Below are 19,237 nucleotides of genomic sequence, written 5' to 3'. Positions count from 1 at the left end.
GGAAGGTGCGAATAAGCAGGTCATTTCTTCCCAAGCTGACTCGCTGATTAAAATTTCGCGGATCTGGGCCGATTTTTTTCCCGCAAACACATCGAATCAGCCTATTTAGGCTATTTTTTCCACCATTTCTGGCGTTATTTCCGGTTTTTACTGAGATCTCTCCCACTGACGTATCATTTGGTCCACCCGAAACAGGTTGGCCAGGGTGAATAACATCGCCAGTTGGTTATCGTTTTTCAGCAGCCCCTTGTATCTGGCTTTCACGAAGCCGAACTGCCGCTTGATGATGCGAAACGGGTGCTCCACCCTGGCACGGATGCTGGCTTTCATGTATTCGATGTTGATGGCCGTTTTGTTCTTGCGCGGATGCTGCTTCAAGGTTTTTACCCTGCCGGGACGCTCGGCGATCAGCCAGTCCACATCCACCTCGGCCAGCTCCTCGCGCTGTGGCGCTCCTTGGTAGCCGGCATCGGCTGAGACAAATTGCTCCTCTCCATGAAGCAGATTACCCAGCTGATTGAGGTCATGCTCGTTGGCCGCGGTGGTGACCAGGCTGTGGGTCAGGCCACTCTTGGCATCGACACCAATGTGGGCCTTCATGCCAAAGTGCCACTGATTGCCTTTCTTGGTCTGATGCATCTCCGGATCGCGTTGCTGCTCTTTGTTCTTGGTAGAGCTGGGTGCCTCAATGATGGTGGCATCCACCAAAGTGCCTTGGGTCATCATGACGCCTGCTTCGGCCAGCCAGCGATTGATGGTCTTGAACAATTGACGGGCCAGTTGATGCTGCTCGAGCAGGTGGCGGAAATTCATGATGGTGGTGCGATCCGGCAGGGCGCTATCCAGGGATAATCGGGCAAACAGGCGCATGGAGGCGATTTCGTACAGGGCATCTTCCATGGCACCGTCGCTCAGGTTGTACCAATGCTGCATGCAGTGAATACGCAGCATGGTCTCCAGCGGATAGGGCCGTCGGCCATTGCCCGCCTTGGGATAAAACGGCTCGATGACAGCGGTCATATTCTGCCATGGCAGAATCTGCTCCATGCGGGAGAGGAAAATCTCTTTTCGGGTCTGACGGCGCTTAGTGCTGAATTCACTATCGGCGAAGGTGAGTTGATGGCTCATGATGTCCCTCTGGGATGCGCTCCGGATGAATATGATGATCTCATATCAGGAACTTGTTCGCACCTTCCCAAGTATGTAACATTCCCCGTGGAGCACTTATAACAGCGCTGACATGTTTAAAAGATAGAATGGAAAGACTCAATAATCAAGAGGTTGCAGTGCAATCTTCATACAAGAAAAGCGCAAAACATCTGCAAACCACTGGACTACTATCTCGGTCGGTAAAGAAACAATCAGATGTCACTTCAAAAGCTTCGATGCTGCCTCGAGAATCTCTTCGGAACTGACATCGCGATCAGAGGCAACATAAACTATTTTATGGTCTCCTGTCAGAGATGGAAATCCTGCTGACATCACGGACAGGTGTGCTTTTTCCCCATTGGGAAACTCACGCATTATCGAAGTAATTCCCTTCATTACGGATACAACAACTGCCGGTTCTGAGTTAAAAAAAACGATTACTTTTTTCATAATGATACCGTGATGGTTCGTACAGAGATGAACGGTTTAGCATACAAAAAAGGCTCCATAAGGAACCTGAACTTTATTTTCTAAAATCTAACGAAGTTAGACCAGAACGAATGTATAGCGCAACATTGTCAAATGTAATCATTCCCGATTTGCAAAAAATACATTTTGCTCCGAAAGGATTTTTTTCAGTAACATCAAAGCTCGACGTTCTGTACTGAGATCCGTGGCAACACGGGCATCTGAAGTGAATATGATGTGTAATAACAGTTACCTTATACAACCACGACATCAACTGCTGAGGGGCCTTTAGGTCCCTGTTCAACACTAAACTCAACTTCCTGATTCTCATTCAGCGTCTTGAAATCGTTACTCTGGATAGCAGAAAAGTGTACAAACACATCTTTACTGCCATCTTTAGGGGTGATAAACCCAAAACCTTTTTCAGGATTGAACCATTTAACTAAGCCAGTCATTTTATTAGACATAATTATTACCTTTCTTGAGTAAGCCCTTGGGCAGAATGGTCCGAAAAAATCATCAGAGAGAAAAGCCAGCAAGGAAGTCTCAACAGGAACAAGAAATAAAATTATTACAGCACTTGCTTTAGATAAATTCGTTACAAACCAAGAATTCATTAACGCATGATTAACCAAACATAGCAAGATTTAGTTTTATAGGGAAATCGCACATGATTCTTATCATAAAAATGAATTTAAATAGCTTAAATCGAAAATTATGTCATGCTGCTTAAGACCTTTATCTATCACCCTAAGTTTTCAGGGATTTTGACTCACGGAAGAGTCGTATTTCCTCCATCTCAGCATAATATTTAGGGTCTACCACGAAATTTCCGAGCATGTCAGAGAGGATTACAACGTCAGCTCCGGCTGTTTTGCTTTTGGCAGGAACGGCAAGATTTCCGGTGTGCTTTGCGGCATTCAGGTGGCGGGCAAGATTTGTGGTATCGGTGTGCGGCTGGCAAAGAGTAACAGACAGGATAGAACAAGCCGCATATGGCTGCCTGGGTTATATTTATCAGTAGATTGATCGCGTCTTAATGCCCGGCTGACACTAAGCTCACCATAACAATGCAAGAATCTTATTGTTGGTGCAAACGCACCGTCATAGCACATCACTGAAACAATATGAAACAATCAAACAATCAATACCCATGCTTTTTTGTTTGTTGTTGACATTTAAATCTGCCATTAATTAGGAACCGAATCTGTGGAGGATATTTATGCTCAAACTTTTCCATTACCATTCTCAATACTGGATATTTCTCGCACTTGCACTTTCTGTTTACGTAGTTGCTTTTCGATAACACATGAATAGGTTGTGTACTGCTTCCATCTAATGTAGCCAGAACTTATATCTCATGAGCTTTGGTCCGGGCCTTAGCTCATCAAAATGCATATGTTATAAATATAATGATACCGTTGCTGATATAAAGCCGTGCACAGAAACCATCTGACCTGTTTTGCTTAGCCTTATAACAACCTGAAAAAGAAAACGTTTTAAACATGCTAACCAGTATTTTGGAAGTCCACAACTTTTTAATATCTGTCAAAGTCAACATGTTGAATTTAAGTCAGGGGCCACTCAAGATGTGTAGAACCGCTTACCACCATAATGGCAAATCCAAAGATAATGTGGGTATTAAAAATTACTTCTTCTTTCGCTACTGCATTAGCAATTGATTAACAATAACCTATATCAGGCATCGCCCTCCTTTTTTATAAGTTAAAAAAGTAAGACGAGTTTATTTTTTCAGTGTATATCTGAACATTCTTTATAATTCTGTCTATGTTAAAGATTTTAACCAATGAAAAACAATATTTTTTCCATTGAACGGAATAAACCGATAAGTCCTTTAGAACTTAAGATTTACCGCAACTATCGCGTAGTTCATGGGATCCGTATTGCTTTAGCATTTGTTATAACTTTCTTACTGATAAGAATGTTGAATTTACCAGACCACTCCTGGCCCCTGATTACACTGGTTGTGGTCATGGGACCAATTAGTTACATGGGCAATGTGATACCCAGGGCACTTGAACGTATGGCGGGAACTGTAGGGGGTGCGATTTTGGGGATCATCGCATTACACATTGAAATGTACTCTCTCACTATGATGATGCTGTGGTGTGGATGCGCAGCTTTCCTTTGTGGTTTTCTGGCCATGAGTAAACGTCCCTATGCCGCATTATTGATTGGTATCACGCTGGCGGTTGTCAGCAGCGCTCCTGCAGGAGACTTACAAACAGCATTGTGGCGAAGCACCAACATTATTATAGGATGCATTCTGGCGATGTTGTTTACCAGCATTTTTCCCCAAAGAGCATTCATTAACTGGCGTATACAACTTGCTGACTTTCTTTCTGATTATCTAAAAATAACAACGGCGGGAGTCTCCCGAAACGTTCTTGCGCCCCCGAGAATGGCCAAACTTCAAACGCGAGCGCTGAATAATGTAGTAAAAATGCGCAGCCTTATTACACCAGTAAATAAAGAAACAAAGATTGCGAAGAGTCTACTTGAAGGTATTCAATCGATAACCCGCGATATGATAGCGGCGCAAAAATTTCAGATAAATGCCCACTGGGCATCCCGTGGCAGTCGATTTCTCATATTGAATACTCACACGCTGTCAGATATGGAAAAAATGACCCGTAGCACCCTCAACACCCTCGCACATGCCTTGCATGAAGGAAACCCAACGCCGATAGCATCAAATAGCGAGCATCTTCTCGAAATTACTAAAGAGTTGCATTGTCTTTTACTCGCCAATGAGGGCGAGGAAATCATTGAAAGCGCCGTTCACGGATATGTCTGGTTGAGCATTCAGCTTGCTATCCAACTTGAAGCACTATCAACCTTAATCACAAAAGCGCTTACAGAAAATAATTGATTTCAATGTCAACCGAAAAATATGTAATCATTATTGCCTCACACCGTCCAGATATCACAACCTATCTTTTAGTAATGAAAAAGGCCTATTTTATTGTGTGGGCCAGAAAAGAAGAGTTTTGCACTACCAGGCTGGATGCCTCTCAGTAGGTCTTTGATTGAGAAACCATAATCCGTGAGCACCGTAGGTGATTTATAGCTCGTTTACAGAACAGATTTTTTCCTGATAAATATCAATATTTCTCTTATCTCATCGGCCTCTTGACCGTGCAAGGCATGACTTTTCCGTTCGAGCAAATCAATGATATTCCCGGTCGTAACCCTTTTGCCATTTTCAAGTAGCTGGATAACTGTTTCACCAATTTCCTGGGCCATAATATGGTTTTGTATGATTCTCAATGCGTTGCCCTTTATATGGTTATTAGTAATACCGTTACACATCAGACATGATGTTAATAGCAAAACAAAAAATACAATTCTTTGCCCAACTTACTTGTATGTTGCACGGATACCCCTGAAATGACAAAACCCCGTTAGAACGAGGTTTTTATTCATGGTGTAACCATAGAGGATCAAACCCTCGTCTCCTGCAAGTTCAAAAGTCGCCCGCTCAATTCGATGAGGTAGTAGCAGACTGACGGCCCTTGTTGGACTTAAACCAGTGCCTGGCAATGATAATGAATCTTGCCGCCTTAACTGGAAGGTCAGAGCCAAATGTTACTTTCGCAACACCTGTTCATTTGATTTACTGGAAGTATATGGCGCATAGTTATCAGGTGTGATCATTGATGATTTACAAAAAATACACTTTGCACCAAAGGGATTTTTCTCAGTCACATCAAAATGGGAAGTTCTGTACTGTGACCCATGACAACAAGGGCACTTAAAATAAATATGGTCGGTCATGATGTTAGCCTTTATTTGCTACAACACTCACTACCGCAGTGATATCCAAAAGATCTATTTAACTAATAATTTCTCTTGGTTTTCAGTACCAGGTTACAACTCACTATTAAAAGCAATAAAAAATAAATATTTCTTATCAGTTCACATGAGGAATCTAAAATAATATAATTTTCTTTATATTATAGCACCAGCGATTTTTGGGATGTTGTTAGCTTTTACGAATGCACTTAAGCGTGCAAGAAAAACTACAGAGGTAAAACAACAAATGACATTCATAAAATAATCATTTCAACTGTTCTACCCAATGATTAGACTCAGACATCTGTTCAGCTTTATGTTGGCAGATGTTGAGTTTCTGAAAAACCAATATATCTACTCAGGCATTCACCGTCTTCGCTATCGTATATTGGTTTACATCAGGAAAAATATCAGGCAGCAACTACGTTTTCAGCTGACGGCCCTTTTGCACCAGCAGTAATGCTGAACTCAACTTTTTGGCCTTCATTCAGCGTTTTAAAGCCACCACTCTGAATAGCAGAGAAGTGTACAAACACATCTTTACTACCATTGTCAGGGGTAATAAAACCAAAACCTTTAGACTCGTTAAACCATTTTACTAAACCAGTCATTTTATTAGACACAGGTAATTCCTTAAATTCTATGTAGCCTTACGGCGAAAAGGGCTTCGCACACAATCTAATTAGTAACGATAAGAAGGCTCAAAAGAAAGGATTATCTGTGGATAACGCTTGAGATGAGAACTGCTTTACTAAACCGCTTTAATGGGTCTGTGTACCTAACCAACCCCTCATTAATCACACACCCCACAAACAATAGCAAGTTATTTTTTCATTTAATTTTTCGCAAAATCTTAGAAATGGAAACTGAGACAGCATAATCAATGAGTTCTGTTCACTAGCAATAACATACTGCCGGTCGTCCCCTAGATAACGAAAAATAAAATAGAATATATTTATCAGCAACTTAAAGGAAACCCCGTTTCAATCCGTAAAAATCCAGCAACGAATTTTCGTGCTATTTTTCGCATCTGAGGAAATTAATAGCAACAAAGAAAATCATTTCTTCCAACCAGTAAATTCTGAAACAGCCATAACATTTACAAAACTATGCTCCTTTTGTTTCATATCAGTGTATTATCAGAGAAGGAAAATTAAAAAAATTGAAGGAGAAAAAATGCAACGACAGGCAATGATTTCATCAAAAATAAAATTTATTGGTTACTACCCATTAGAAAAGATACTGGAGATTGGTTTCGTAAATTCTTCAACTTTCCAGTATGTGGGCGTTCCTGAAAGCATCTATAACTCTTTTCTCACGGTGCAATCTAAAGGCCGTTTCTTTGACGGTGTCATTAAAGGTAAATTCTTGTGTCGTAAAACAGGGTGATTCAAGAAATTTACGCTGTAGATAGCGTAAAACGCCGTTCTGGTGTTTTCTGTTTTTGTTAGCACCGGGCCAGGAAATTGATATCCCAAAAACCACTATTCCCGTCAATTTCGTTACCCTTCGTTAAGCATGCTCCCTGCAGCGTTCACAGGTTTCAAACACTGGGACGCCATGCTCTTTCGTGGCTTTGCAGTCAAGTACCTCCCCTTTACCACCACAGCGGTAGCGTGCGCTAATTGTTCCCTGAACCGATTGCTATACCGCCACTCGCAGTCAGGAATGGGTAAAGCGGGTCATTTAAATGGCCTTTTTTTCCCGATCATCCTAAAAATTGTTGTAAAATTCGCGGCCTTAGTGATAGCTGCTTCTTTTTTGGCTATCTGTTTTGGCGGGAAGTTTTGGAGAGATTTTGGAGAAGAGAAAAAGTTGATTATTTTCAATACTCTGAAAACATCGCGCCTTCTGAACAAGAAGGTGAAACGCGAATGATCGGTCGGCTGCTCAGAGGCGGTTTTATGACCGCCATCTACGCGTATCTGTATATTCCAATCATTATTTTGATTGTGAACTCCTTTAACAGCTCGCGCTTTGGCATCAACTGGCAGGGTTTTACCACTAAATGGTACGGCCTGCTGATGAACAACGACAGCCTGCTACAGGCAGCGCAACACTCGCTGACGATGGCGGTGCTATCCGCCACGTTTGCCACGCTGATCGGCTCACTCACAGCGGTTGCACTGTACCGCTACCGTTTTCGCGGTAAACCGTTTGTCAGCGGCATGCTGTTCGTGGTGATGATGTCTCCGGATATCGTAATGGCGATTTCTTTGCTGGTGCTGTTTATGCTGATCGGCATTCAACTGGGTTTCTGGTCACTGCTGTTCTCGCATATCACTTTTTGTCTACCTTTTGTGGTGGTGACGGTTTACTCACGTCTGAAAGGTTTTGATGTACGAATGCTTGAAGCCGCCAAAGATCTCGGCGCCAGTGAAGTGACTATTCTGCGCAAGATTATACTGCCTCTGGCAATGCCTGCAGTGGCTGCCGGCTGGTTGCTGAGCTTTACGTTGTCGATGGATGATGTCGTCGTGTCGTCCTTCGTTACCGGGCCTGGTTATGAAATTTTGCCGTTAAAAATCTACTCAATGGTAAAAGTCGGCGTATCACCAGAGGTGAACGCGCTGGCGACCATTTTGTTGGTTCTGTCGCTGGTTATGGTGATTGCCAGCCAGCTTATTGCACGTGATAAAACCAAGGGCCGCTAAGGCCCTTAATTCAGGGGACGTTAAATGATGAAAAAATGGTCACGCCACCTGCTCGCGGCGGGTGCTCTGGCACTGGGCATGAGCGCCGCTCACGCTAATGACAACAACACGCTCTATTTCTATAACTGGACCGAGTATGTCCCGCCTGGACTGCTGGAGCAGTTCACCAAAGAGACCGGCATTAAGGTTATCTATTCGACCTACGAGTCGAACGAAACCATGTACGCCAAGCTCAAAACCTATAAAGACGGCGCATACGATCTGGTGGTTCCGTCCACCTATTACGTTGATAAAATGCGCAAAGAAGGCATGATCCAGAAGATCGACAAGTCGACGTTGACCAACTTCCACAACCTCGATCCGGAAATGCTCAACAAGCCATTCGACCCCAACAATGACTACTCTATCCCGTATATCTGGGGTGCGACGGCCATTGGCATCAATAGCGATGCCATCGACCCGAAAACAGTAACCAGCTGGGCCGATCTGTGGAAACCGGAGTACAAAGGTAGCCTGCTGTTAACGGATGATGCGCGAGAAGTGTTCCAGATGGCGCTGCGCAAGCTGGGATACTCCGGCAATACCACCGATCCTAAAGAGATTGAAGCCGCCTATAACGAATTGAAGAAGCTGATGCCTAACGTCGCGGCATTTAACTCTGACAACCCGGCCAACCCGTATATGGAAGGCGAAGTCAATCTGGGGATGGTGTGGAACGGCTCCGCGTATGTTGCGCGTCAGGCAGGTACACCGCTGGAAGTGGTATGGCCGAAAGAAGGTGGGATTTTCTGGATGGACAGCCTGTCTATTCCAGCAAACGCAAAAAATAAAGAAGGTGCGCTGAAGCTGATTAACTTCCTGCTGCGCCCGGACGTGGCGAAAGAAGTCGCGGAAACCATCGGTTATCCGACGCCAAACCTGGCAGCACGTAAGCTGTTAAGCCCTGAAGTCGCGAACGATAAAACCCTCTACCCTGATGCAGAAACCATCAACAAAGGGGAATGGCAGAACGATGTCGGTTCCGCCAGCGCTATCTATGAAGAGTATTATCAGAAGCTGAAAGCAGGACGTTAATTCAGCGTTGTAAGGAATGCCCGATAGCGCTGCGCGTATCGGGCAAAAAAATCACAATCCTTTCAATAATTTCTCAACAAACTCAGGCACCACCTGGCTTGCCGGACCGTAATACTTCTCTTCAAACTCGCTTCCTACCTGGCTCGGTTCGAGATTTAGCTCTACCGTATGCGCCCCATGTAGTCGAGCTTCATGCACAAACCCCGCTGCCGGGTATACATGGCCCGATGTACCAATCGCAATGAACACATCGGCCATTGCCAGTGCCATATAAATTTCATCCATGCCCAGCGGCATTTCACCAAACCACACCACGTGCGGGCGCAACGGCGCCGGAAACTGGCAACAATGGCATTTATCTTCCGCAGTCACATCGCCAGTCCACTCCAGAATCTGCCCGCTTTGCGAACAGCGAACCTTGAGCAGTTCGCCGTGCATATGGATTACGTTCTGGCTGCCCGCACGTTCATGCAGGTTATCAATATTCTGCGTCACCAGTAAAAAACGGTCGCCCAGCTCGGCTTCGAGTTTTGCCAGCGCGATATGCGCCGCGTTAGGCTGGATTTCTGATTGTTGCAACTGATGACGACGGGCGTTATAAAACGACTGGACCAGTTGCGGATTACGACTAAATCCTTCCGGAGTCGCAACGTCCTCTACCCGATGTTCTTCCCAGAGACCATCCGCCGCGCGAAAGGTTCGAATTCCTGACTCAGCGGAGATTCCCGCTCCCGTCAGTACCAGCACTCTTGGTTTTTCCATCAATTCAGGCACCACTCTGTCTCTGAAAAAGATTCGTTGACGCAGGCGATCGCGCATATGGCGTTTATTTTTACGAAAGCGGCTTAACCGATGACCCCGGCGCGACAGCATAACAACCTCTTTGTATTAATCGGTAAGATGTAGGAAAGCGGCTCCGCGCATCCCGCCCGCATCACCGTGCCGCGCCTGCTCAATACGCGGCACCCGGGCAACCGGCAGCAGATGACGTGGCAGTCGGTCCGCCAGTTGCGTCGTAATAGCGGTAAAATTCGACAAGCCTCCGCCAATCACCACCAAATCAGGATCGACGATAGTCAGGATATTCCCAAGGCACACCGCCAGCAAATCCAGATAGCGTTCAACATGGGCACGTGCTTGTTCATCACCCTGCTCCCACAGTGCGATAATTTCCCGGGCATCCAGCGATTGATGGTAGTAATGCTGATACAACCACGCAAATCCACCGCCGGAAAGATAGCTTTCGATGCATCCCAGTTGACCGCACCCGCAGCGGCGCAATGGGAAATCAAAGCCCATCAACGTCAGCGCATCGACTGGCAAACGGATATGACCAAACTCGCCGGTGATATAGCTGCGCCCGGTGATAGATTTCCCGTTAAGCACCAGACCGCCGCCAACACCGGTACCGAGGATCAACCCCATCACGAGTGGATATTGGGTGAACTCGTCATCCCAGGCTTCGGAGAGGGCAAAACAGTTAGCATCGTTATCCAGACGCACATCGCGGTCAAGGCGAGCGCTGAGATCGGCGCGGAGCGGCTTACCACTGGCAGCAGGAACGTTGGCCGCATACAGCGTGCCGTCTTCCGTCTCCGGCATGCCAGGAATGCCGATGCCTACCGAACCTTTAACGCCGAACCGCTGGTCCGCTTCCGTCACCAGATTGCAGACCGCATCAAGGAAAGCGTCATAGCTGTCGCGAGGCGTAGGGACGCGTGTTTCCCATTGCAAACGACGTTGCTTATCAAATACGCCCAGCGCAATTTTGGTCCCGCCGATGTCAAATCCGTAATACATCACCGCTCCTTGATACACGTCATCCTTCAAGATGCCTTGGGGTTGGCTGCGCCCTCACCCTCCAGTCACATCGTTATCTATGCTCATGGAGATTTCGGTTTGCCGCCTTACCGCCGCATGAATGCTTTCGTGTATATATTGTTATTGGCCGCTAAGTACTCTCGCAGGATCAATATTGCTGGCGCGACGCGCCGGATACCAACTTGCCAAAAGACTCAGCACGAGTGCTGTCACCAGCACGTAAATCACATCCAGCCAGTGTAATTCCGATGGCAGGAAGTCAATGAAATAGATATCGCCGGACAGGAACTGATGGCCGATAAGCGCCTCAATCCCGTTAATGATCGGCGTCAGTTGCAGCGAGACAACCACCCCAATGACGACGCCTATCAGGCTACCGAACAGACCCGCCAGCAGGCCGTACCAGACAAAAATGGCACGTATAAGGCCATCTTTAGCCCCCAGGGTTCTTAATACCGCAATATCGCCGCTTTTGTCTTTTACCGCCATCACTAACGTGGAAACGATATTAAAACAGGCCACGCCAATCACCAGCACCATCGCCAGATACATAATGGCGCGGATCATCTGGATATCGCGATACATATAACCGTAAGTACCGATCCAGCTCTTAATGTACACATAGTTATTGGTGACTTCACCCGCGTCTCGCACCAGTTTATTAGCGTTAAACACGTCGTTCACTTTCAGCGCGATCCCGGAAACGCTGGATCCCATATCCAGGTATTGCTGCGCATCTTCCATTGGGATCATGGCAAAGCTGTGATCGAGCTGACCGCTCAGTTGCAGTATCCCCGTGACGTGCAAACGCACGCGTTTAGGCTGCTGTAACTTATGATCCGCACTGGCGTTAGGGATCATAATCGATACCCAGTCGCCCTGCTTCACCTTCAGCGCATCGGCAATTCCCTTACCAATAATGATTTGTTGCTCACCCGCTTTGAAATTATCCCATGCGTGGTTTTGCACAAACGAGGGTAGCGCGCTTAAACGCTGCTCCTGCTGCGGATCAACGCCCTTCACCTGCACTGCGCGTAGGTTCGCCCCACTCTCCACCAGCCCGGTAAAGTTAATATAAGGCGCCGCAGCGGCAATGCCTGGTACCTTCTGTACCTTGTCGAGCGCTTCCTGCCAGTTATTCCACGGCTGATTCACGGCTTCAATCTCACCGTGCGGCACCACGGCCAGAATACGGTTGTTAAGCTCACGCTCAAATCCGTTCATGGCGCTTAAGCCGACGATCAACACCGCTACGCCCAACGCAATGCCAACGGTGGAAATCACGGAAATCAGCGAGACCATGCCGCCGCGCCGCCGACCACGGCTAAAACGCAGACCAATCAATAACGATAAAGGCGAAGCCATTACTCAGCTCCCATCAGGCTCAGTTCAGCCGTCAGGCGACCATCGCGCATTTCAAGCTGGCGGCTCATGCGCTTCGCCAGTTGCAGATCGTGTGTCACCACCAAAAATGCCGTGCCCTGAGAGCGGTTCAGCTCCCCCAGAAGCTCGAAAATGCTGTCCGCGTTACGCGCATCCAGGTTACCCGTTGGCTCATCCGCCAGTACCAGGCGCGGGTTATTCACCAGCGCACGAGCAATGGCCACGCGCTGGCGTTCACCGCCTGAAAGTTCAGACGGACGATGGCTGGCACGATGGTCCAGCCCTACTGCTTTCAGCATATTCCGTGCGCGCTCGGTGATTTCAGCCGGTTTTTTCTTGCCGATCAGCAACGGCATCGCCACGTTTTCCAGCGCGGTAAAGTCCGGCAGCAGATGGTGGAACTGATAAATGAAGCCCAGCTTCTGATTGCGCAGTTCCGCTTTCGCCGCCGACGAGAGTTTGCTCATCGGCTGACCGCTAAAAATGACATCGCCAGAAGTTGGCGTATCCAGCCCGCCTAACAGATGGAGCAAAGTACTCTTACCGGAACCGGAGCTGCCGACAATCGCCATCATCTCACCTTCACCGACGCAAAAACTGACATCGTGCAGTACATCGGTCTGCACTGTGCCTTCCTGATAGCGTTTGCACAGGTTGTCGCATTGCAACAGGATCTTATTCATAACGTAAAGCCTCAGCGGGTTGAGTGGCGGCAGCGCGCCAGGAAGGATAAAGCGTAGACAGCAGCGCGATGGCCATCGCCACCAGCGCAATGACGATAACCTGCAGCGGCTCAATGGCGACCGGCAGCGCAGCCCCATCCAGAAGCACACCGATAATTGGCATCAGGTTGTTCAGTTGACTGGCGAGTAATGCGCCCAGCACCGCGCCCAGCAGCGCGCCGATAATCCCGGCACTGGCCCCCTGAACCATAAACACCATCATTATCTGCCGCGGCGTCAGCCCCTGCGTTTGTAGAATCGCCACTTCCCCTTGCTTCTCCATTACCATCAGACCCAGCGAGGTAATAATATTAAATGCCGCCACCGCCACGATCAGGCTAAGCAGCAGCCCCATCATGTTTTTCTCCATACGCACGGCCTGGAACAATTCCCCTTTGCGCTCGCGCCAGTCCTGCCATTTGGTGCCTTGCGGCAGCGTTTGCTGGCTCAGCGTATCAACCTTTAACGGTTCGTTGAGCCACAGACGCCAGCCGGTAATATTGCCCACCGGGTAACGCATCAGACGTGACGCATCCTGGATGTTGGTCAGCATCTGGTAGCCGTCGACTTCGCTGTTGGCGGCGAAGGTGCCAATTACCGTAAACAGACGCTGGCTCGGCAGACGCCCCATGGGGGTAAACTGGCTGGCTGAGGGCACCATCACGCGAATTTGATCGCCACGATTAACACCCAGTTGCCCCGCAAGCTGCTCTCCGAGGATGACATTATACTTACCCGGCTGCAGATCTGTTTGCTTCACATTGACCAGATATGGCGTTAATGGATCTTTTTGCGCCGGGTCAATACCCAGCATCACGCCGACTGCCACGCTACGCGCACTTTGCAGTACCACATCCCCCGTGGTTATCGGTGCAACGCGGTTGACGCCGTTCAACACCACCGCTTTTTCCGGTAGCTGTTGCGGGTTTAGAGAACCCTGTTCAGACGAGAGGACGGCCTGAGGCATCAGGCCAAGAATATTGTTTTGCAGTTCGCGCTCGAAACCGTTCATCACCGACAACACCGTAACCAGCGCCATTACCCCGAGAGTAATGCCAATGGTGGAGAGCCAGGAAACGAAGCGACCGAAGCGATCTGCTGCACGCCCACGCATATAACGTAGGCCGATGAATAGAGCGACAGGTTGGTACATGAAATCCGTCTGGTTGCTGTTAGCAAAGTCACGAGTATATAAGCGAAAGCGGAATGGGTAAATGACTGAACCGTAAGTGTTCGTCAGCACTATTCTTAAAAGTATAAATAAATCAAACCGCTAAAGTTGTCCCTCTCCCCTGCAACCCTAATCCCTGACCTTTATCCTAAAAAAACAAAATGCAGACAGTTACGCATTACAGCGCACGGCGGGTTGCGCAGGATGGCAGGCTATTGCAATCAATATGGATGCGCCGTCTCAATGAATAAAAAAGAACTATGGATTAATCAAATCAAGGGGTTATGCATTTGCCTGGTAGTGATTTACCACTCGGTGATCACATTTTACCCGCACCTCACCACTTTTCAGCATCCACTCTCAGAGGTGTTGAGCAAATGCTGGATTTACCTCAATTTGTACCTGGCACCGTTTCGCATGCCGGTGTTTTTCTTTATTTCGGGGTATCTGATCCGCCGCTACATCGATAACGTCCCGTGGACAACCTGCGTGGATAAACGGATCTGGAGTATCGCCTGGGTGCTGGTGCTTTGGGGAGTGGTGCAATGGCTGGCGTTGGTGGCGCTCAATAACTGGCTCGCCCCGCAGCGCGATCTGACCCATGCCGCCAACGCCGCTTATGCGGATTCGATTGCGGGTTTTACCCACGGGATGCTGACCGCCAGCACCAGCCTGTGGTATCTGTACGCGCTGATTGTCTATTTTGTTCTGTGTAAAATTTTCAGCCGTTGGGCGATACCGTTGTTAGCATTATTTGTGGCGCTGAGCGTGGCGATCAATTTTTTCCCGACCCCGTGGTGGGGAATGAACAGCGTGATTCGCAATTTGCCCTGGTATAGCCTCGGCGCATGGTTTGGCGCAATGCTGATGGCGTGGATCAAGGAGGTGCCCCTGCGCCGTCATGCGGTCATTGTTCTGGGTTGCACAATCGTCGCCATCATCGCTTGGCTGGCACATGTCTCGCTATTGCTTTCTCTCCTTTCCATTGTGTTGATCATGAAGCTGTTTTATCAGTTCGAGCTCCACTTTGGCATGCGCGCGTCCAGTCCGTTAAGCATGATTGGCGCCAATACCATCGCCATCTACACCACACACCGTATTCTGGTTGAGCTGTTCAGCTTAACGCTTATCCCCAAAATCAATCATGCCGCCTGGCGTGCATACGCGGAGCTGGCCCTGCTACTGGTGTATCCGTTCGCCTGTCTGCTGCTGTGCACCCTGTTTGGCCTGCTGGTGCGTAAGATTTCACAAAAAACCGTGGCCGATCTGCTCTTTTCCCCGCCCTCTTTATCGCTCGCCTCGCGCTAACCCCTTCGCGCTTTTTGCCCCCATTCGGGGGCGAATCAATTTGCTTATGAGAAACGATCACGGATAATAAAGAACATTGCTTATCAGATGTATATCTAAACGAGATCCTGACAACCGAATGCCTGAACAACATCGTTACACGCTCCCAACGGGCGCTTCCGATCAGCGCCAGTTGGGTGAGCTTACGGGTGCCGCCTGCGCAACGCTGGTCGCCGAAATCGCCGAACGTCACGCGGGTCCAGTGGTGCTGATCGCGCCGGACATGCAAAATGCTTTGCGTCTGCATGATGAAATTCGTCAGTTTACTGACCAGATGGTGATGAACCTGCCCGACTGGGAAACGCTTCCCTATGACAGCTTTTCTCCCCATCAGGAGATTATCTCCTCACGGCTCTCCACGCTGTATCAACTGCCCGCCATGCAACGCGGCGTACTGATCGTTCCTGTAAATACGCTGATGCAGCGTGTCTGTCCGCACAGCTATCTGCATGGTCATGCGCTGGTCATGAAAAAAGGCCAGCGGCTTTCGCGCGACGCCCTGCGCGAACAACTGGACAGCGCTGGCTATCGCCATGTTGATCAGGTCATGGAACACGGCGAATACGCCACGCGTGGCGCATTGTTAGATCTGTTCCCGATGGGCAGCGAATTGCCTTATCGTCTGGATTTCTTTGATGACGAAATCGACAGCCTGCGTCTGTTTGATACTGACACTCAGCGCACGCTGGAAGAAGTCGATGCCATTAATTTGCTGCCCGCACACGAATTCCCGACTGACAAAACGGCCATTGAGCTGTTCCGTAGTCAGTGGCGTGATACGTTTGAGGTAAAACGCGACGCCGAGCATATTTATCAACAGGTCAGCAAAGGCACGTTACCTACGGGGATTGAATACTGGCAGCCGCTGTTTTTCAGCGAGCCGCTGCCGCCGCTGTTCAGCTACTTCCCCGCCAATACGTTGTTGGTAAATACCGGCGATATCGAGACCAGCGCTGCACGCTTCCAGACCGATACCCTGTCACGCTTTGAGAATCGCGGCGTTGATCCGATGCGCCCGCTTCTGCCACCGGAATCGCTGTGGCTGCGGGTTGATGAGTTGTTTTCTGAACTTAAACGCTGGCCGCGTGTTCAGCTGAAAACCGAGAGTCTGCCGAAGAAAGCGGCGAATACCAACCTCGGGTTCCAGAAGCTGCCAGATATCGCCGTTCAGGCACAGCAAAAAGCACCGTTAGATGCATTACGTAAATTCCTGGAGGGCTTTACCGGTCCGGTAATTTTCTCGGTGGAAAGTGAAGGACGCCGGGAAGCGCTAGGCGAACTGCTCGCCCGCATCAAAGTCGCGCCGAAGCGGATATTGCGACTCGACGAAGCCGTAGACAACGGTCGTTATCTGATGATTGGCTCAGCCGAGCACGGCTTCATCGATAGCAAACGCAATCTGGCGCTGATTTGTGAAAGCGATCTGCTCGGTGAACGTGTGGCGCGTCGCCGCCAGGATTCTCGTCGCACCATCAACCCGGATACGTTAATTCGTAACCTCGCGGAGCTGCATCCCGGTCAGCCAGTGGTGCATCTGGAGCACGGCGTGGGTCGCTATGCCGGTATGACCACGCTGGAAGCAGGCGGCATTACCGGTGAATACCTGATGCTCACCTATGCCAACGACGCCAAACTGTATGTGCCGGTGTCGTCGCTGCATCTGATAAGCCGCTACGCCGGCGGCGCGGAAGAGAATGCGCCGCTGCATAAACTGGGCGGCGATGCCTGGTCACGCGCCCGACAGAAAGCCGCTGAGAAAGTCCGCGATGTCGCGGCAGAGCTGCTGGATATTTATGCCCAGCGCGCAGCGAAAGAAGGCTTTGCCTTTAAGCATGACCGTGAACAGTACCAGCTGTTTTGCGACAGCTTCCCGTTTGAAACCACGCCCGACCAGGCGCAGGCGATCAACGCGGTACTCAGCGATATGTGTCAACCGCTGGCCATGGACCGCCTGGTGTGTGGCGATGTCGGCTTTGGTAAAACCGAAGTCGCAATGCGTGCCGCCTTCCTCGCCGTAGAGAATCACAAGCAGGTTGCCGTGTTGGTACCGACCACCCTGCTCGCTCAGCAGCACTTCGACAACTTCCGCGACCGTTTTGCCAATTGGCCGGTACGCATTGAGATGCTGTCCCGTTTCCGTAGCGCCAAAGAGCAAGCGCAGATTCTGGAGCAGGTTGCCGAAGGTAAAATCGATATTCTCATCGGCACTCACAAACTGCTGCAAGCGGATGTGAAGCTAAAAGATCTGGGTCTGCTGATTGTCGATGAAGAGCACCGTTTCGGCGTTCGCCACAAAGAACGTATCAAGGCAATGCGTGCGGATGTAGATATTCTGACTCTGACAGCAACGCCAATTCCGCGCACGCTCAACATGGCGATGAGCGGCATGCGCGATCTGTCGATCATCGCCACACCGCCCGCTCGTCGTCTGGCGGTCAAAACCTTCGTGCGCGAATATGACAACCTGGTGGTACGCGAGGCTATCCTGCGTGAAGTTATGCGCGGGGGACAAGTTTATTATCTCTTTAACGACGTCGAAAATATCCAGAAAACCGCTGACAGATTAGCGGAACTGGTGCCGGAAGCGCGCATTGGTATCGGCCACGGGCAAATGCGCGAGCGCGTGCTGGAACGCGTGATGAACGATTTCCACCACCAGCGTTTTAACGTGCTGGTGTGTACCACCATTATCGAAACCGGGATCGACATTCCCACTGCCAACACCATCATCATTGAACGAGCTGACCACTTCGGTTTAGCGCAATTGCATCAGCTACGGGGTCGTGTGGGACGCTCACACCATCAGGCATACGCCTGGCTGCTAACGCCGCACCCAAAAGCGATGACCACCGACGCACAAAAACGCCTGGAAGCCATCGCCTCGCTGGAAGATTTAGGTGCAGGTTTTGCGCTGGCGACCCACGACCTCGAAATTCGTGGCGCAGGGGAACTGCTGGGCGAAGATCAAAGTGGCTCCATGGAAAGTATCGGTTTCTCACTGTATATGGAGCTGCTGGAAAACGCTGTCGATGCGCTCAAAGAAGGGCGTGAACCGTCGCTGGAAGATCTCACCAGCCAGCAAACCGAAGTCGAACTGCGCATGCCATCGCTTCTGCCGGATAACTATATCCCGGATGTCAACACGCGACTGTCGTTCTACAAGCGCATTGCCAGTGCGAAAGGCGAAACCGAGCTGGAAGAAATTAAGGTCGAGCTGATAGACCGTTTTGGCCTGCTGCCCGACCCGGCCCGGACGTTGCTGGATATTGCCCGTTTACGCCAGCAGGCGCAGAAACTGGGGATCAGAAAGCTCGAAGGCAATGAAAAAGGCGGTACTATTGAGTTTGCCGAGAAAAACCATGTTAACCCGGTCTGGCTAATTGGTTTACTGCAAAAACAACCGCAACACTTCCGTCTGGATGGTCCAACACGCCTGAAATTCATGCAGGAGTTGGGCGAGCGTAAAGCACGGATCGACTGGGTTCGCCAGTTTATGCGCCAGCTTGAAGAGAACGCCGTAGCCTAGCGTCAAGCCGGGTGAGTCCTCCACTCACCCGGCCTGATGAATTTACAAACTCTTTGCACTTCCCTGCACTTCCCGACACTGCAAACCGCCATAATTCTTGTTTACT

18 protein-coding genes and 1 pseudogene are annotated in these 19,237 nt (G+C 49.3%); 6 read left to right on the top strand and 13 right to left on the bottom strand.

Going from position 1 to position 19,237, the window contains the following annotated elements; translation table 11 throughout:
• Positions 1–147: 147 nt before the first annotated feature.
• The 4 genes from OGV38_RS12555 to cspE (OGV38_RS12540) form a co-directional block, all read right to left on the bottom strand.
• A complete protein-coding gene (locus tag OGV38_RS12555) occupies positions 148–1,128 on the bottom strand; it encodes an IS5-like element ISKpn26 family transposase (protein WP_000019450.1) in 981 nt (326 codons plus the stop codon).
• A gap of 240 nt (positions 1,129–1,368) precedes the next feature.
• Positions 1,369–1,599 carry a hypothetical protein gene (locus OGV38_RS12550; RefSeq protein ID WP_019076503.1) on the bottom strand — a complete coding sequence of 77 codons (231 nt, stop codon included), beginning with the start codon at positions 1,597–1,599 and terminating at the stop codon, positions 1,369–1,371.
• A 73-nt stretch (positions 1,600–1,672) separates the two neighbouring features.
• Positions 1,673–1,861: a cold shock small protein YmcF gene (gene ymcF, locus OGV38_RS12545; RefSeq protein ID WP_152607087.1), complete on the bottom strand. Its 189-nt coding sequence runs from the start codon at positions 1,859–1,861 to the stop codon at positions 1,673–1,675.
• Positions 1,862–1,871: 10 nt separating this feature from the next.
• The gene (gene cspE, locus OGV38_RS12540; protein ID WP_047415357.1) at positions 1,872–2,084 is read right to left on the bottom strand and encodes a transcription antiterminator/RNA stability regulator CspE; all 213 of its coding nucleotides are present in this window, start codon (positions 2,082–2,084) and stop codon (positions 1,872–1,874) included.
• A gap of 1,340 nt (positions 2,085–3,424) precedes the next feature.
• On the opposite strand from cspE (OGV38_RS12540), the gene OGV38_RS12535 reads away from it, so the two are divergent.
• Positions 3,425–4,510: an FUSC family protein gene (locus OGV38_RS12535; RefSeq protein ID WP_286473375.1), complete on the top strand. Its 1,086-nt coding sequence runs from the start codon at positions 3,425–3,427 to the stop codon at positions 4,508–4,510.
• 203 nt (positions 4,511–4,713) lie between these two features.
• Here OGV38_RS12535 and OGV38_RS12530 read toward each other — a convergent pair whose 3' ends face one another.
• The 3 genes from OGV38_RS12530 to cspE (OGV38_RS12520) all read right to left on the bottom strand — a co-directional run bounded on the left by OGV38_RS12530 (position 4,714) and on the right by cspE (OGV38_RS12520) (position 6,056).
• The gene (locus tag OGV38_RS12530) at positions 4,714–4,884 is read right to left on the bottom strand and encodes a hypothetical protein (RefSeq protein ID WP_223949811.1); all 171 of its coding nucleotides are present in this window, start codon (positions 4,882–4,884) and stop codon (positions 4,714–4,716) included.
• A gap of 342 nt (positions 4,885–5,226) precedes the next feature.
• Positions 5,227–5,415, bottom strand: a complete 189-nt coding sequence (ymcF, locus tag OGV38_RS12525) for a cold shock small protein YmcF (RefSeq protein ID WP_071600303.1) — start codon at positions 5,413–5,415, stop codon at positions 5,227–5,229.
• Positions 5,416–5,843: 428 nt separating this feature from the next.
• Positions 5,844–6,056 carry a transcription antiterminator/RNA stability regulator CspE gene (cspE, locus tag OGV38_RS12520; protein WP_005127641.1) on the bottom strand — a complete coding sequence of 71 codons (213 nt, stop codon included), beginning with the start codon at positions 6,054–6,056 and terminating at the stop codon, positions 5,844–5,846.
• Positions 6,057–6,609: 553 nt separating this feature from the next.
• Between cspE (OGV38_RS12520) and OGV38_RS12515 the strand changes: the two genes are divergently transcribed.
• Complete coding sequence (locus OGV38_RS12515) at positions 6,610–6,822, top strand: KTSC domain-containing protein (protein ID WP_016152687.1); 213 nt, start codon at positions 6,610–6,612, stop codon at positions 6,820–6,822.
• 138 nt (positions 6,823–6,960) lie between these two features.
• Here OGV38_RS12515 and OGV38_RS12510 read toward each other — a convergent pair.
• Positions 6,961–7,068, bottom strand: a pseudogene (locus OGV38_RS12510) (antitermination protein Q); the annotation flags it as partial.
• A gap of 239 nt (positions 7,069–7,307) precedes the next feature.
• On the opposite strand from OGV38_RS12510, the gene potC reads away from it, so the two are divergent.
• Entirely contained in the window at positions 7,308–8,087 is a 780-nt protein-coding gene (gene potC, locus OGV38_RS12505; RefSeq protein WP_003030794.1) for a spermidine/putrescine ABC transporter permease PotC, read from the top strand.
• Positions 8,088–8,114: 27 nt separating this feature from the next.
• Positions 8,115–9,161 (top strand): spermidine/putrescine ABC transporter substrate-binding protein PotD, encoded by a 1,047-nt coding sequence (potD, locus tag OGV38_RS12500; RefSeq protein WP_029139492.1) that lies wholly within the window; start codon positions 8,115–8,117, stop codon positions 9,159–9,161.
• 51 nt (positions 9,162–9,212) lie between these two features.
• Here potD and cobB read toward each other — a convergent pair whose 3' ends face one another.
• The 5 genes from cobB to lolC all read right to left on the bottom strand — a co-directional run bounded on the left by cobB (position 9,213) and on the right by lolC (position 14,240).
• Complete coding sequence (cobB, locus tag OGV38_RS12495) at positions 9,213–10,034, bottom strand: Sir2 family NAD+-dependent deacetylase (protein ID WP_016152685.1); 822 nt, start codon at positions 10,032–10,034, stop codon at positions 9,213–9,215.
• 15 nt (positions 10,035–10,049) lie between these two features.
• Positions 10,050–10,961, bottom strand: a complete 912-nt coding sequence (nagK, locus tag OGV38_RS12490; RefSeq protein ID WP_016152684.1) for an N-acetylglucosamine kinase — start codon at positions 10,959–10,961, stop codon at positions 10,050–10,052.
• A 141-nt stretch (positions 10,962–11,102) separates the two neighbouring features.
• Entirely contained in the window at positions 11,103–12,347 is a 1,245-nt protein-coding gene (gene lolE, locus OGV38_RS12485) for a lipoprotein-releasing ABC transporter permease subunit LolE (RefSeq protein WP_016152683.1), read from the bottom strand.
• A complete protein-coding gene (gene lolD, locus OGV38_RS12480; protein WP_019076500.1) occupies positions 12,347–13,048 on the bottom strand; it encodes a lipoprotein-releasing ABC transporter ATP-binding protein LolD in 702 nt (233 codons plus the stop codon). The genes lolE and lolD overlap by 1 nt, the downstream gene beginning before the upstream one ends.
• Entirely contained in the window at positions 13,041–14,240 is a 1,200-nt protein-coding gene (gene lolC, locus OGV38_RS12475; protein WP_003030806.1) for a lipoprotein-releasing ABC transporter permease subunit LolC, read from the bottom strand. The genes lolD and lolC overlap by 8 nt, the downstream gene beginning before the upstream one ends.
• Before the next feature lie 261 nt (positions 14,241–14,501).
• On the opposite strand from lolC, the gene OGV38_RS12470 reads away from it, so the two are divergent.
• The gene (locus tag OGV38_RS12470) at positions 14,502–15,566 is read left to right on the top strand and encodes an acyltransferase family protein (RefSeq protein ID WP_269517415.1); all 1,065 of its coding nucleotides are present in this window, start codon (positions 14,502–14,504) and stop codon (positions 15,564–15,566) included.
• Positions 15,567–15,684: 118 nt separating this feature from the next.
• Positions 15,685–19,131, top strand: a complete 3,447-nt coding sequence (mfd, locus tag OGV38_RS12465) for a transcription-repair coupling factor (RefSeq protein WP_269517416.1) — start codon at positions 15,685–15,687, stop codon at positions 19,129–19,131.
• Positions 19,132–19,237 lie beyond the last annotated feature (106 nt).

This window comes from Citrobacter sp. Cb080 (assembly GCF_030334745.1).
Taxonomy (GTDB): Bacteria; Pseudomonadota; Gammaproteobacteria; order Enterobacterales; family Enterobacteriaceae; genus Citrobacter; species Citrobacter braakii.
Note: the sequence above shows the minus strand (reverse complement) of the source record. Positions and strands in the feature narration are given on the sequence as shown.